This window comes from Enterobacter sp. SLBN-59, assembly GCF_024807915.1.
Taxonomy (GTDB): domain Bacteria; phylum Pseudomonadota; class Gammaproteobacteria; order Enterobacterales; family Enterobacteriaceae; genus Enterobacter; species Enterobacter asburiae_B.
Map to the genome: position 1 here is coordinate 4,114,978 of NZ_JANUFI010000001.1, position 14,654 is coordinate 4,129,631.

Genomic DNA, 14,654 nt, shown 5'->3' on the forward strand with positions numbered 1-14,654 from the left:
AGGTTAGTTATGGTTGCTGAATTGACCGCACTGCGCGATCAAATTGATGAAGTGGATAAGGCGCTGCTGGACCTGCTGGCGCGCCGCATGGCGCTGGTTGCCGAAGTCGGTGAGGTGAAAAGCAAATACGGCCTGCCGATTTACGTCCCGGAGCGCGAAGCCTCAATGCTGGCCTCTCGTCGCAAAGAGGCCCAGGCGCTGGGCGTTTCGCCGGATTTAATTGAAGATGTTCTGCGTCGCGTGATGCGGGAATCCTATTCCAGCGAAAACGACAAGGGCTTCAAAACCCTCTGTCCGTCCCTGAGGCCGGTGGTGATTGTCGGCGGGGCAGGACAGATGGGGCGTCTGTTTGAAAAAATGCTGACGCTTTCGGGCTATCAGGTGCGCATTCTGGAAAAAGAGGACTGGGCGCATGCTCCGGAACTCATGAAAGATGCCGGGATGGTTATCGTCAGCGTGCCGATCCACGTGACGGAGCAGATCATCGGGAAGCTTCCTGCTTTACCGAAAGATTGTATCCTGGTGGATTTGGCCTCCGTCAAAAATGGTCCGCTGCAGGCGATGCTGGCTGCGCATACGGGCCCGGTGCTGGGTCTGCACCCGATGTTTGGCCCGGACAGCGGCAGCCTGGCTAAGCAGGTGGTGGTTTACTGCGACGGTCGTCAGCCGGAAGCCTATCAGTGGTTCCTGGAACAGATTCAGGTATGGGGCGCGCGATTGCACCGCATCAGCGCGGTCGAGCACGATCAGAACATGGCGTTCATTCAGGCGCTGCGCCACTTTGCGACGTTTGCCTACGGTCTGCATCTGGCGGAAGAGAACGTGCAGCTTGAACAGCTTCTGGCGCTCTCTTCGCCTATCTATCGTCTGGAGCTGGCGATGGTCGGGCGCCTGTTTGCTCAGGATCCGCAGCTTTACGCGGACATTATTATGTCCTCCGAGAACAATCTGGCGCTCATCAAGCGCTACTATCAGCGCTTTGGCGAAGCCATTACGCTGCTGGAGCACGGAGACAAGCAGGCGTTTATCGACAGTTTCCGCAAGGTTGAGCACTGGTTTGGCGATTACGCGCAGCGTTTCCAGAGTGAGAGCCGGACGCTGTTGCGCCAGGCAAATGACAGTCGCCAGTAATGCGATGATGTATATACTGAAAGCCAGCAATGCTGGCTTTTTTTATTTTGGGGAACTGTCATGGCCGAACCGCAGCTGCTGTTGAATTACACCGGGCATCTGCCTGAATGCCCGACGTGGAGCGCAGAAGAGCGCGCGCTCTACTGGGCCGATATTCTGGAAGGGGAGATCCACCGCTACCATCTGCCGACGGCAGAACACACCGTACTCTCTTTCCATGAGGAGGTGGGCTGTTTCGCGCTGCGCGAGCAGGGTGGTTTTATCGTTGCGATGCGAACGGGTATCTGGCTGACCGATAAACACGGCCTGCTGCGCCGCAAGGTGTGCGATAACCCCTCTAACCCGCAGCTCGCACGCTTTAACGACGGCGGCACCGATTCTCTGGGACGATTCTACGCGGGCACGTTTTGGGGGCCGGGAGATTATAACGGTGCCCTGCTGATGCGCATCGACAACGACCTGACGCCGAAAGTGATCCAGTGTGATATTCACGGCCACAACGGCTTAGCGTTTAGCCCTGATAATCAATGGATGTTTACTTCAGATACGCCAAACGGCGTTATTTACCGAACGCAGCTTGATGAGAAGGGCGAACCCGGCAGGCGCGAGGTGTTTCGTCAGTTTAAAGAGGGCGAAGGGATACCGGACGGCGCGGCCATGGATGTGGAAGGCTGCTACTGGAGCGCGCTGTTTGGCGGCTGGCGTATTGCGCGTTTTTCTCCGCAAGGGGAGCAGCTGGAAGAATACCGCATGCCGGTGCGTTGCCCGACGATGGTCTGCTTTGGGGGCGATGACATGAAAACGCTGTTTATTACCACCACGCGGGAAAATATGGATGCGGACGAGGTGGCGAAGTATCCGCTCTCCGGCGCCATCTTCACCCTGCCGGTGAACGTGGCAGGGATGAAGAAAAGCCGGTTCATCGAACGTTAAGCCGGGTCAACCGGGACCACGTTTTCGCTCGGATAGCAGCCCAGCACCTTCATGGAACGCGTGATCTCGCCCAGTTCGCGCAGGGCCTTCTGCATGGAAGCAGATTCCAGGTTGGCCTGGATATCGAGGTAGAACATCTCTTCCCACGGGTTACCGTGGATTGGGCGTGATTCCAGCCTGGTCATGATCAGGTTGTGGTTACGCAGCACCAGCAGGGCTTCAACCAGCGCACCGGCCTGTTGGCCGGTCGCCATCAGCAGCGTGGTTTTGGCCGGCACCTGGTTTGACACATTGATCGCCTTGCGGGCCAGCACCACGAAGCGGGTGATATTTTGCGTCTGGTTCGCCAGATTGCGTTCCAGCACCTGTAAACCATACAGCGCCCCGCCTGCTTCGCTGCCGAGCGCGGCGACGGTTGGGGAGTTAGCCTGCGCCACTTTTTCCATCGCCGCCGAGGTGCTTTCGGTGTACTCAATTTTCCAGTTCGGATAGCGGTTCAGGAACTGGCTGCACTGCTGGAACGGCTGTGGATGACTGTAAACCGTTTCGATCTTGCTCAGGTCCGTTGAGCCGGAGACCAGCACGCAGTGATCGATTGGGATCGTCAGCTCGCCAACCAGCGACAGGCTGGTGTGCTGCAGCAAATCGTAGACGTCGTTGATGGCGCCGGAGCTGGTGTTTTCAATCGGTACGACGGCGTAATCCGCCTGGCCGGTCTCAACCTGATTAAATATGTCGGCAAACTTCGCGCAGCCGCTCTCAATAAATTCTTCGAAATGGCGTGCGGCGTACTGACGTGCGGCCAGGTGAGAATAAGATCCCTTCGGACCGAGGAAGGCGATACGCGCAGAGTGTGGATTGGTTTTGTTCAGATGCTGCTGGAGCAGCGCTTGCTGGGTGAGAACGGAGTCTTCGATGATGAGCTGGAACAACCGGGTAATGTAGTGGGCATCGAGGTGATGCGCTTTGCCGAGCTGAATGAGACGTTCCAGCAGATCGCGCTCGCGGTCGATATCTCGTACCGGCCGATGGGAGTCCAGCTTGGCTTTGCCCACTTCAACGGCAAGGGCGCGGCGTTCGGCCAGCAGCGCCAGCAGTTTCTCATCCAGCGCGCTGATTTTTACTCGCAGATCCAGTAACGGGTTTTCCGGTGTCATAGTGTTGCCTGTCTCATTTTATCGTTATCAATAAAAAAGGCCCCCCGGTGTGGGAGGCCTTGTTGTTCGTCTTCGCATTCTTTATCACACGACGAAACGCCTCCCGTTCAGGGGAAGGTAAAAAAGAATGCGAAGAAGAACGGCGTAAGTTTCATAAAGTCATCCTGTGATTGATACCGTTAAAGTACCCGTACTGTTTTCACCCTGTCAATAAAAAACAAAAAACGCGCCCGAAGGCGCGTTGGCGGTACACTCAATTTAAAGGATTACTCTTCTTCAACTTCTTCCGCGAAGCTGGCGTCTTTCACCGATGTTGCGGCGCGACGGGCTTCACCTTTGTGTTGCACTTTATTGAGCTGCCGTTCCAGCTTGTTGATCAAATCGTTAATTGCGGTGTACATATCCTCGTGTTTTGCGCTGGCGACCAGATGGCCGTTTGGAGTATTGATAGTTGCGTCAGCGATGAAACCCTGCGGCTCCTTGGACAGGATGATATGTGGATTAATCAAATGAGTTTGCCATTTATCCAGTTTGGCGAGACGGTCTGCGACGTGCTGGCGGATTGCCGGAGTAATTTCCATTTGTTTACTGGTAATGTTCATTGTCATAAATTTTACCTCTTGTCTTTCCGTCTTGGTGATTCCAGCATACCCGACCTAATGTCAAAATGTGTGATTTAGATCACGTTATTTTGTCGGTTTTTGTCAGGGAATCTTTTTTGTGAGGCAGGGCAGGAAGAGGTGAGATTTACCTTGTCGAAGGTAAAAATTGGGGCCATAGTTGACTGGATGTGTTGAGGCTTAAGCGCTTCAGCGACGCGCTAAAATGAATAAAAAAACGGCAGCCTTCGGGCTGCCGTTTTGCATTGAGGCAATATCAGGTGTTGCTGCTGTTCGCGGCGATGATTTTCGCCACTTTTTCAGCCTGAGCGGTCATCTGCATCTGACGGTAAGCATTTTCCATCAGCTTCAGGCCGTCGCGCGTTGCCTGAGTATCCGGATAATCACGCAGCATACCTTCTACGCGGTTAACCACGGCAACCCATGCGCCACGACGGGTATAGTATTCCGCTACGGAGTATTCATATTTCGCCAGACGATCTTTCAGGAACACCAGACGTTTGGTCGCGTCGGTCACGTACTGACTGTTCGGATAGCCGCGCACCAGCTTGGAGAAGTCATTGAAGGCATCACGCGCATGCTGCGGGTCACGGTCAGAACGATCCACGCCGAAGAAGCCCTGCAGCGCACTGTCGTCCAGCGCCATGTTGGTGAGGCCGCGCATGTACATCACATAGTCGATGTTAGGATGAGTCGGGTTCAGACGCATGAAACGATCGATAGTTGCCTGAGCCAGCGGCAGGTCGGCATTTTTATAGTATGCGTAGATGAGATCTAACTGTACCTGCTGCGAATATGGACCAAATGGATAGCGATTATCCAACGCTTCCAGTTGCGTTATCGCCTGTTTCCAGTTACCGTCCTGCAACTTTTGTTGTGCAGTCGCATAGATTTCATTCGGCGGATTGTCAGGGACCTGTTCATTTGAACCGGAGCAGCCCACCAAAGCCAGGCTCAACGTGGCCGCTGCCACCAGATATTTCATGCGCGTCATGACGTTTTGACTTTCCTCAAATGTTTGTCCGGGAGAAACTCTGTTCCTGCTCCCGATTAAGACCAGCTACAATAGCACACTATATTAAACGGCAAAGCCGTAAAACCCAACGTTAAACGAAGAAGCAGTTTATGGCACAACGAGTAGAACTCACCGCAACAGTCTCCGAAAATCAGCTCGGTCAACGCTTAGATCAGGCTTTGGCCGAATTGTTCCCTGATTATTCGCGTTCACGCATAAAAGAATGGATCCTTGACCAGCGCGTGCTGGTAAACGGCAAGATCTGGGACAAACCAAAAGAGAAAGTGTTAGGTGGGGAAGCTGTCGCCATCAATGCTGAAATCGAAGAGGAAATCCGCTTCGAGCCGCAGGATATCCCACTGGACATCATCTATGAAGATGATGACATTCTGGTGATCAACAAGCCGCGCGACCTGGTTGTTCATCCGGGCGCGGGGAACCCTGACGGTACGGTACTTAACGCACTTCTCCATTATTATCCGCCGATCGCGGATGTCCCGCGCGCGGGCATCGTGCACCGTCTGGATAAAGACACCACCGGTTTGATGGTGGTGGCGAAGACCGTTCCAGCTCAGACCCGTCTGGTGGAATCGCTGCAGCTGCGCGAAATCACCCGCGAGTATGAAGCGGTAGCCATTGGGCATATGACCTCTGGCGGAACGGTGGAAGAGCCAATCAGCCGTCACCCAACCAAACGTACCCATATGTCGGTGCATCCGATGGGTAAACCGGCGGTGACGCACTATCGCATTATGGAGCACTTCCGTATTCATACGCGCCTGCGTCTGCGTCTGGAAACCGGACGTACTCACCAGATCCGCGTGCATATGGCCCACATTACCCATCCGCTGGTCGGGGATCAGGTATACGGTGGCCGCCCGCGTCCACCTAAAGGCGCATCGGATGAGTTCATCAGCGTATTGCGTAAATTCGATCGTCAGGCGCTGCACGCGACCATGCTGCGTCTTTACCACCCTATCACCGGTATTCAGATGGAGTGGCATGCGCCTATCCCGCAGGATATGGTGGATCTTATCGACGCCATGCGTGCTGATTTCGAAGAACATAAGGATCAAGTGGACTGGTTATGACCAAACTGATTGTCCCGGAGTGGCCATTGCCTGCTGGCGTGGCTGCCTGCAGTTCAACCCGTATTGGCGGTGTTAGCCAGGGCGCGTGGGAGTCTTTGAACCTCGGTGCGCACTGTGGCGACAACCTGGAACATGTTGAAGAGAACCGCAGACGTCTGTTTGCTGCGGGGAACTTGCCGTCGAAACCGGTCTGGCTGGAACAGGTTCATGGTAACGCGGTGCTGAAGTTGACGGGAGAACCCTATGCTTCTAAACGCGCTGATGCCTCTTACAGTAATACTCCGGGAACCGTTTGTGCCGTGATGACCGCCGATTGTCTGCCGGTTCTGTTCTGTAACCGTGCAGGTACCGAGGTGGCTGCAGCACACGCGGGCTGGCGTGGTCTGTGTGAAGGCGTGCTCGAAGAAACTGTCGCCTGCTTTAGCGATGAGCCAGCCAATATTATGGCCTGGCTTGGCCCGGCCATTGGTCCTCGCGCTTTCGAAGTGGGGCCAGAGGTTCGCGAAGCCTTTATGGAAAAAGATCCGCAAGCGGTTGAAGCCTTCCTGCCTTCGGGGGATAAATATCTGGCTGATATTTACCAGCTCGCCCACCAGCGTCTAAATAACGTTGGCGTGATGCAGATCTTCGGCGGCGATCGCTGCACATTCACCGAAAAGGGTGATTTTTTCTCCTATCGTCGCGACAAGACCACGGGGCGTATGGCAAGTTTCATTTGGCTGATATAACCTAAAGAATCAAGACGATCCGGTACGTGCCGTTTTCTTTTCACATAATTCAGGTCATTAACCTTGAATAATTGAGGGATGACCTCATTTAATCTCCAGTAGCAAATTTGACCTGTTATGGGAGGAGTTATGCGTCTGGATCGTCTTACTAATAAATTCCAGCTTGCTCTCGCCGATGCCCAGTCCCTCGCACTGGGGCACGACAACCAATTTATCGAACCTCTTCATTTAATGAGCGCCTTGCTGAATCAGGAAGGGGGATCGGTACGTCCTTTATTAACGTCCGCTGGCATTAATGCTGGCCAGTTACGCACCGCCATCGATCAGGCGCTGAGCCGTTTACCGCAGGTAGAAGGTACCGGCGGCGACGTTCAGCCGTCTCAGGATTTGGTGCGCGTGCTTAACCTTTGCGACAAGCTGGCGCAAAAACGTGGGGACAACTTTATTTCGTCAGAGCTGTTTGTTCTGGCGGCGCTTGAATCACGCGGTACCTTGACCGACCTGCTGAAATCTGCCGGTGCGACCACCGCCAATGTGACTCAGGCGATTGAGAAAATGCGCGGAGGTGAAAGCGTGAACGATCAGGGAGCCGAAGACCAACGTCAGGCTTTGAAGAAATTTACGGTCGATCTGACCGAGCGTGCTGAACAGGGCAAACTTGATCCGGTTATCGGCCGTGACGAAGAAATCCGCCGTACGATTCAGGTACTGCAGCGTCGTACCAAGAACAACCCGGTGCTGATTGGTGAACCGGGTGTCGGTAAAACCGCCATCGTTGAAGGGCTGGCGCAGCGTATCGTCAACGGCGAAGTGCCGGAAGGCCTGAAAGGCCGCCGCGTACTGGCGCTGGATATGGGCGCGCTGGTGGCCGGTGCGAAATACCGCGGTGAGTTTGAGGAGCGTCTGAAAGGCGTGCTTAACGACCTGGCGAAGCAGGAAGGGAACGTTATCCTGTTTATCGACGAACTGCACACTATGGTCGGTGCCGGTAAAGCGGACGGCGCGATGGATGCCGGGAACATGCTGAAACCTGCGCTGGCGCGCGGTGAACTTCACTGCGTCGGTGCCACCACGCTCGACGAGTACCGTCAGTACATTGAGAAAGATGCTGCGCTGGAACGTCGTTTCCAGAAAGTGTTTGTTGCTGAGCCAAGCGTTGAAGATACCATCGCGATCCTGCGTGGTTTGAAGGAGCGCTATGAACTGCACCACCACGTGCAGATCACTGACCCGGCTATCGTTGCGGCAGCGACGCTTTCACACCGTTACATTGCTGACCGCCAGCTGCCGGATAAAGCGATCGACCTTATTGATGAAGCGGCTTCGAGCATTCGTATGCAGATTGACTCGAAACCGGAAGAGCTGGATAGGCTCGACCGACGCATCATTCAGCTCAAGCTGGAACAGCAGGCGCTGAAGAAAGAGTCTGATGAAGCCAGTAAGAAACGCCTGGATATGCTCAATGAAGAACTGGACGATAAAGAGCGCCAGTATTCTGAGCTGGAAGAAGAGTGGAAAGCCGAGAAAGCATCCCTTTCCGGCACTCAGACCATTAAAGCTGAACTCGAACAGGCAAAAATTGCCATTGAGCAGGCTCGCCGTGTCGGCGATCTGGCGCGGATGTCTGAACTGCAGTACGGCAAAATTCCTGAGCTGGAAAAACAGCTTGAGATAGCGACGCAGTCAGAAGGGAAAACGATGCGTCTGTTACGTAATAAAGTGACGGATGCGGAAATCGCGGAAGTGCTTGCTCGCTGGACCGGTATTCCGGTGGCGCGCATGCTGGAAGGCGAGCGTGAAAAACTGCTGCGCATGGAGCAGGATCTCCACAATCGGGTGATTGGTCAGAACGAAGCGGTTGAGGCGGTTTCCAACGCCATTCGCCGTAGCCGCGCAGGGTTGTCCGATCCAAACCGTCCGATTGGTTCGTTCCTGTTCCTGGGGCCGACGGGGGTCGGTAAAACCGAGCTGTGTAAAGCGCTGGCTAACTTTATGTTCGACAGCGACGATGCGATGGTACGTATCGACATGTCCGAGTTTATGGAAAAACACTCCGTCTCACGTCTGGTCGGCGCGCCTCCGGGATACGTAGGTTATGAAGAAGGGGGGTACCTGACGGAAGCGGTTCGCCGTCGCCCTTATTCCGTCATCCTGCTGGATGAGGTGGAAAAAGCGCACCCTGATGTGTTCAACATCCTGCTTCAGGTGCTGGATGATGGCCGTCTGACCGACGGGCAGGGGAGAACGGTCGACTTCCGTAATACGGTTGTCATCATGACCTCGAACCTGGGTTCCGATTTGATTCAGGAACGTTTCGGTGAACTGGACTATAGCCATATGAAGGATCTGGTGCTCGGTGTCGTGAGCCATAACTTCCGTCCTGAGTTCATCAACCGTATTGATGAAGTGGTGGTATTCCATCCTCTGGGTGAGAAACACATTGCGTCGATTGCGCAGATCCAGCTGCAGCGTCTGTACAAACGTCTGGAAGAGCGTGGATATGAAATTCACATCTCCGACGAGGCCCTGAAGCTGCTGAGCGAGAATGGTTACGATCCGGTGTACGGTGCGCGTCCATTGAAACGTGCTATCCAGCAGCAGATCGAAAACCCGCTGGCGCAGCAGATCCTCTCCGGAGAGCTGATCCCTGGCAAAGTTATCCGTCTGGAAGCCAACGACGATCGCATTGTGGCAGTGCAGTAAGTCACAAAACGCAAAAACGAGCTGCTTGCGGCTCGTTTTTGTTTAAAAACCAGGCGAAAATTGAGGTCTGGAGTATGGTTTGCCTGGAAAGTGAGCAGTTAGTAAATAATTTTCACTTTACCCTTGCAGGTTCGGAATAACTCCCTATAATGCGCCTCCACTGACACGGAACAACGGCACACACGCCGCCGGGTCAGCAGAGAAAAGCGAAATTAATCACTTGACTCTGAAGCGGGAAAGCGTAATGTGCACACCCCGCGCCGCTGCGAAAAGCGAAGCGGCACTGCTCTTTAACAATTTATCAGACAATCTGTGTGGGCACTCAAAGTGACATGGATTCTTAACGTCGCAAGACGAAAAATGAATGCCAAGTCTCTGAGTGAACATACGTAATTCATTACGAAGTTTAATTCACGAGCATCAAACTTAAATTGAAGAGTTTGATCATGGCTCAGATTGAACGCTGGCGGCAGGCCTAACACATGCAAGTCGAGCGGTAGCACAGAGAGCTTGCTCTCGGGTGACGAGCGGCGGACGGGTGAGTAATGTCTGGGAAACTGCCTGATGGAGGGGGATAACTACTGGAAACGGTAGCTAATACCGCATAACGTCGCAAGACCAAAGAGGGGGACCTTCGGGCCTCTTGCCATCAGATGTGCCCAGATGGGATTAGCTAGTAGGTGGGGTAACGGCTCACCTAGGCGACGATCCCTAGCTGGTCTGAGAGGATGACCAGCCACACTGGAACTGAGACACGGTCCAGACTCCTACGGGAGGCAGCAGTGGGGAATATTGCACAATGGGCGCAAGCCTGATGCAGCCATGCCGCGTGTATGAAGAAGGCCTTCGGGTTGTAAAGTACTTTCAGCGGGGAGGAAGGTGTTGAGGTTAATAACCTCAGCAATTGACGTTACCCGCAGAAGAAGCACCGGCTAACTCCGTGCCAGCAGCCGCGGTAATACGGAGGGTGCAAGCGTTAATCGGAATTACTGGGCGTAAAGCGCACGCAGGCGGTCTGTCAAGTCGGATGTGAAATCCCCGGGCTCAACCTGGGAACTGCATTCGAAACTGGCAGGCTAGAGTCTTGTAGAGGGGGGTAGAATTCCAGGTGTAGCGGTGAAATGCGTAGAGATCTGGAGGAATACCGGTGGCGAAGGCGGCCCCCTGGACAAAGACTGACGCTCAGGTGCGAAAGCGTGGGGAGCAAACAGGATTAGATACCCTGGTAGTCCACGCCGTAAACGATGTCGACTTGGAGGTTGTGCCCTTGAGGCGTGGCTTCCGGAGCTAACGCGTTAAGTCGACCGCCTGGGGAGTACGGCCGCAAGGTTAAAACTCAAATGAATTGACGGGGGCCCGCACAAGCGGTGGAGCATGTGGTTTAATTCGATGCAACGCGAAGAACCTTACCTACTCTTGACATCCAGAGAACTTTCCAGAGATGGATTGGTGCCTTCGGGAACTCTGAGACAGGTGCTGCATGGCTGTCGTCAGCTCGTGTTGTGAAATGTTGGGTTAAGTCCCGCAACGAGCGCAACCCTTATCCTTTGTTGCCAGCGGTTAGGCCGGGAACTCAAAGGAGACTGCCAGTGATAAACTGGAGGAAGGTGGGGATGACGTCAAGTCATCATGGCCCTTACGAGTAGGGCTACACACGTGCTACAATGGCGCATACAAAGAGAAGCGACCTCGCGAGAGCAAGCGGACCTCATAAAGTGCGTCGTAGTCCGGATTGGAGTCTGCAACTCGACTCCATGAAGTCGGAATCGCTAGTAATCGTAGATCAGAATGCTACGGTGAATACGTTCCCGGGCCTTGTACACACCGCCCGTCACACCATGGGAGTGGGTTGCAAAAGAAGTAGGTAGCTTAACCTTCGGGAGGGCGCTTACCACTTTGTGATTCATGACTGGGGTGAAGTCGTAACAAGGTAACCGTAGGGGAACCTGCGGTTGGATCACCTCCTTACCTTAAAGAACCTGCCTTTGTAGTGCTCACACAGATTGTCTGATGAAAAGTAAATAGCAAGGCGTCTTGCGATTGAGACTTCAGTGTCCCCTTCGTCTAGAGGCCCAGGACACCGCCCTTTCACGGCGGTAACAGGGGTTCGAATCCCCTAGGGGACGCCACTTGCTGGTTCGTGAGTGAAAGTCGCCGACCCCTATATCTCAAAACTCATCTTCGGGTGACGTTTGAGATATTTGCTCTTTAAAAATCTGGATCAAGCTGAAAATTGAAACGACACACATGTTATGTGTGTTCGAGTCTCTCAAATTTTCGCAATCATGAAGTGAAACATCTTCGGGTTGTGAGGTTAAGCGACTAAGCGTACACGGTGGATGCCCTGGCAGTCAGAGGCGATGAAGGACGTGCTAATCTGCGAAAAGCGCCGGCGAGGTGATATGAACCTTTGACCCGGCGATGTCCGAATGGGGAAACCCAGTGCAATTCGTTGCACTATCGTTAACTGAATACATAGGTTAACGAGGCGAACCGGGGGAACTGAAACATCTAAGTACCCCGAGGAAAAGAAATCAACCGAGATTCCCCCAGTAGCGGCGAGCGAACGGGGAGCAGCCCAGAGTCTGAATCAGCTTGTGTGTTAGTGGAAGCGTCTGGAAAGTCGCACGGTACAGGGTGACAGTCCCGTACACGAAAGCACACAGGCTGTGAACTCGAAGAGTAGGGCGGGACACGTGGTATCCTGTCTGAATATGGGGGGACCATCCTCCAAGGCTAAATACTCCTGACTGACCGATAGTGAACCAGTACCGTGAGGGAAAGGCGAAAAGAACCCCGGCGAGGGGAGTGAAAAAGAACCTGAAACCGTGTACGTACAAGCAGTGGGAGCACCTTCGTGGTGTGACTGCGTACCTTTTGTATAATGGGTCAGCGACTTATATTCTGTAGCAAGGTTAACCGTATAGGGGAGCCGAAGGGAAACCGAGTCTTAACTGGGCGTTAAGTTGCAGGGTATAGACCCGAAACCCGGTGATCTAGCCATGGGCAGGTTGAAGGTTGGGTAACACTAACTGGAGGACCGAACCGACTAATGTTGAAAAATTAGCGGATGACTTGTGGCTGGGGGTGAAAGGCCAATCAAACCGGGAGATAGCTGGTTCTCCCCGAAAGCTATTTAGGTAGCGCCTCGTGAACTCATCTTCGGGGGTAGAGCACTGTTTCGGCTAGGGGGCCATCCCGGCTTACCAACCCGATGCAAACTACGAATACCGAAGAATGTTATCACGGGAGACACACGGCGGGTGCTAACGTCCGTCGTGAAGAGGGAAACAACCCAGACCGCCAGCTAAGGTCCCAAAGTCATGGTTAAGTGGGAAACGATGTGGGAAGGCACAGACAGCCAGGATGTTGGCTTAGAAGCAGCCATCATTTAAAGAAAGCGTAATAGCTCACTGGTCGAGTCGGCCTGCGCGGAAGATGTAACGGGGCTAAACCATGCACCGAAGCTGCGGCAGCGACACTCAGGTGTTGTTGGGTAGGGGAGCGTTCTGTAAGCCGTTGAAGGTGTGCTGTGAGGCATGCTGGAGGTATCAGAAGTGCGAATGCTGACATAAGTAACGATAAAGCGGGTGAAAAGCCCGCTCGCCGGAAGACCAAGGGTTCCTGTCCAACGTTAATCGGGGCAGGGTGAGTCGACCCCTAAGGCGAGGCCGAAAGGCGTAGTCGATGGGAAACAGGTTAATATTCCTGTACTTGGTGTTACTGCGAAGGGGGGACGGAGAAGGCTATGTTAGCCGGGCGACGGTTGTCCCGGTTTAAGCATGTAGGCGGAGGTTCCAGGTAAATCCGGTACCTTTTAACGCTGAGGTGTGATGACGAGGCACTACGGTGCTGAAGTAACAAATGCCCTGCTTCCAGGAAAAGCCTCTAAGCATCAGGTAACACGAAATCGTACCCCAAACCGACACAGGTGGTCAGGTAGAGAATACCAAGGCGCTTGAGAGAACTCGGGTGAAGGAACTAGGCAAAATGGTGCCGTAACTTCGGGAGAAGGCACGCTGATATGTAGGTGAAGCCCCTGCGGGTGGAGCTGAAATCAGTCGAAGATACCAGCTGGCTGCAACTGTTTATTAAAAACACAGCACTGTGCAAACACGAAAGTGGACGTATACGGTGTGACGCCTGCCCGGTGCCGGAAGGTTAATTGATGGGGTTAGCGGTAACGCGAAGCTCTTGATCGAAGCCCCGGTAAACGGCGGCCGTAACTATAACGGTCCTAAGGTAGCGAAATTCCTTGTCGGGTAAGTTCCGACCTGCACGAATGGCGTAATGATGGCCAGGCTGTCTCCACCCGAGACTCAGTGAAATTGAACTCGCTGTGAAGATGCAGTGTACCCGCGGCAAGACGGAAAGACCCCGTGAACCTTTACTATAGCTTGACACTGAACACTGGTCCTTGATGTGTAGGATAGGTGGGAGGCTTTGAAGCGTGGACGCCAGTCTGCGTGGAGCCGACCTTGAAATACCACCCTTTAATGGCTGGTGTTCTAACGTAGACCCGTAATCCGGGTTGCGGACAGTGTCTGGTGGGTAGTTTGACTGGGGCGGTCTCCTCCCAAAGAGTAACGGAGGAGCACGAAGGTTAGCTAATCCTGGTCGGACATCAGGAGGTTAGTGCAATGGCATAAGCTAGCTTGACTGCGAGAGTGACGGCTCGAGCAGGTGCGAAAGCAGGTCATAGTGATCCGGTGGTTCTGAATGGAAGGGCCATCGCTCAACGGATAAAAGGTACTCCGGGGATAACAGGCTGATACCGCCCAAGAGTTCATATCGACGGCGGTGTTTGGCACCTCGATGTCGGCTCATCACATCCTGGGGCTGAAGTAGGTCCCAAGGGTATGGCTGTTCGCCATTTAAAGTGGTACGCGAGCTGGGTTTAGAACGTCGTGAGACAGTTCGGTCCCTATCTGCCGTGGGCGCTGGAGAATTGAGGGGGGCTGCTCCTAGTACGAGAGGACCGGAGTGGACGCATCACTGGTGTTCGGGTTGTCATGCCAATGGCACTGCCCGGTAGCTAAATGCGGAAAAGATAAGTGCTGAAAGCATCTAAGCACGAAACTTGCCCCGAGATGAGTTCTCCCTGACTCCTTGAGAGTCCTGAAGGAACGTTGAAGACTACGACGTTGATAGGTCGGGTGTGTAAGCGCAGCGATGCGTTGAGCTAACCGATACTAATGAACCGTGAGGCTTAACCTTACAACGCCGAAGCTGTTTCGGCGGATGAGACAGACATGATTTTCAGCCTGATACAGATT

At 53.8% G+C, this 14,654-nt stretch carries 9 protein-coding genes, 1 tRNA gene, 2 rRNA genes and 1 other annotated feature; of the genes, 8 read left to right on the forward strand and 4 right to left on the reverse strand.

Translation table 11 applies throughout. The features are described 5' to 3' along the window. The first annotated feature begins 9 nt into the window (after positions 1-9). Together tyrA and M2422_RS19680 are read left to right on the forward strand one after the other, a co-directional pair. Positions 10-1,131 (forward strand): bifunctional chorismate mutase/prephenate dehydrogenase, encoded by a 1,122-nt coding sequence (gene tyrA, locus M2422_RS19675; RefSeq protein WP_033146250.1) that lies wholly within the window; start codon positions 10-12, stop codon positions 1,129-1,131. A gap of 60 nt (positions 1,132-1,191) precedes the next feature. Beyond that, a complete protein-coding gene (locus M2422_RS19680; protein WP_064673563.1) occupies positions 1,192-2,064 on the forward strand; it encodes an SMP-30/gluconolactonase/LRE family protein in 873 nt (290 codons plus the stop codon). Here M2422_RS19680 and pheA read toward each other — a convergent pair. The 4 genes from pheA to bamD all read right to left on the reverse strand — a co-directional run bounded on the left by pheA (position 2,061) and on the right by bamD (position 4,835). Then, positions 2,061-3,221, reverse strand: a complete 1,161-nt coding sequence (pheA, locus tag M2422_RS19685; protein WP_064673564.1) for a bifunctional chorismate mutase/prephenate dehydratase — start codon at positions 3,219-3,221, stop codon at positions 2,061-2,063. The two genes, M2422_RS19680 and pheA, sit on opposite strands and share 4 nt — an antisense overlap. Positions 3,222-3,251: 30 nt before the next feature. After that, positions 3,252-3,377 (reverse strand) — a sequence feature (Phe leader region). Further along, a complete protein-coding gene (gene pheL / locus M2422_RS19690) occupies positions 3,329-3,376 on the reverse strand; it encodes a pheA operon leader peptide PheL (protein ID WP_100249759.1) in 48 nt (15 codons plus the stop codon). (Overlaps the previous feature by 48 nt.) A 110-nt stretch (positions 3,378-3,487) precedes the next feature. Next, positions 3,488-3,829, reverse strand: coding sequence for a ribosome-associated translation inhibitor RaiA (gene raiA, locus M2422_RS19695; protein ID WP_003863162.1), 342 nt, complete (start codon positions 3,827-3,829; stop codon positions 3,488-3,490). Positions 3,830-4,097: 268 nt separating this feature from the next. Continuing rightward, on the reverse strand, positions 4,098-4,835 hold the full coding sequence (bamD, locus tag M2422_RS19700; protein WP_023308867.1) for an outer membrane protein assembly factor BamD: 738 nt from the start codon (positions 4,833-4,835) through the stop codon (positions 4,098-4,100). Between the two features lie 131 nt (positions 4,836-4,966). Here bamD and rluD point away from each other — a divergent pair, with 131 nt between their 5' ends. From rluD to M2422_RS19730, 6 genes are all read left to right on the forward strand, one after another. Next, positions 4,967-5,947 carry a 23S rRNA pseudouridine(1911/1915/1917) synthase RluD gene (gene rluD / locus M2422_RS19705; RefSeq protein ID WP_033146247.1) on the forward strand — a complete coding sequence of 327 codons (981 nt, stop codon included), beginning with the start codon at positions 4,967-4,969 and terminating at the stop codon, positions 5,945-5,947. Continuing rightward, positions 5,944-6,675, forward strand: coding sequence for a purine nucleoside phosphorylase YfiH (gene yfiH / locus M2422_RS19710; protein ID WP_064673565.1), 732 nt, complete (start codon positions 5,944-5,946; stop codon positions 6,673-6,675). Before rluD ends, yfiH begins: the two co-directional genes overlap by 4 nt. 129 nt (positions 6,676-6,804) lie before the next feature. Further along, on the forward strand, positions 6,805-9,378 hold the full coding sequence (gene clpB / locus M2422_RS19715; RefSeq protein WP_023308864.1) for an ATP-dependent chaperone ClpB: 2,574 nt from the start codon (positions 6,805-6,807) through the stop codon (positions 9,376-9,378). Between the two features lie 428 nt (positions 9,379-9,806). Then, a 16S ribosomal RNA gene (locus M2422_RS19720) occupies positions 9,807-11,346 on the forward strand. Between the two features lie 85 nt (positions 11,347-11,431). Next, positions 11,432-11,507 (forward strand) — tRNA-Glu (locus M2422_RS19725). A 183-nt stretch (positions 11,508-11,690) separates the two neighbouring features. Beyond that, positions 11,691-14,595, forward strand: a 23S ribosomal RNA gene (locus tag M2422_RS19730). The 16S and 23S rRNA genes sit together here with 1 tRNA gene alongside, the layout of an rRNA operon. Positions 14,596-14,654 lie beyond the last annotated feature (59 nt).

Coding starts and splice junctions, on each gene's coding strand:
- tyrA (WP_033146250.1), top strand. CDS start 10: ATGGTTGCTGAATTGACCGCACTGCGCGATCAAATTGATGAAGTGGAT.
- M2422_RS19680 (WP_064673563.1), top strand. CDS start 1,192: ATGGCCGAACCGCAGCTGCTGTTGAATTACACCGGGCATCTGCCTGAA.
- pheA (WP_064673564.1), bottom strand. CDS start 3,221: ATGACACCGGAAAACCCGTTACTGGATCTGCGAGTAAAAATCAGCGCG.
- raiA (WP_003863162.1), bottom strand. CDS start 3,829: ATGACAATGAACATTACCAGTAAACAAATGGAAATTACTCCGGCAATC.
- bamD (WP_023308867.1), bottom strand. CDS start 4,835: ATGACGCGCATGAAATATCTGGTGGCAGCGGCCACGTTGAGCCTGGCT.
- rluD (WP_033146247.1), top strand. CDS start 4,967: ATGGCACAACGAGTAGAACTCACCGCAACAGTCTCCGAAAATCAGCTC.
- yfiH (WP_064673565.1), top strand. CDS start 5,944: ATGACCAAACTGATTGTCCCGGAGTGGCCATTGCCTGCTGGCGTGGCT.
- clpB (WP_023308864.1), top strand. CDS start 6,805: ATGCGTCTGGATCGTCTTACTAATAAATTCCAGCTTGCTCTCGCCGAT.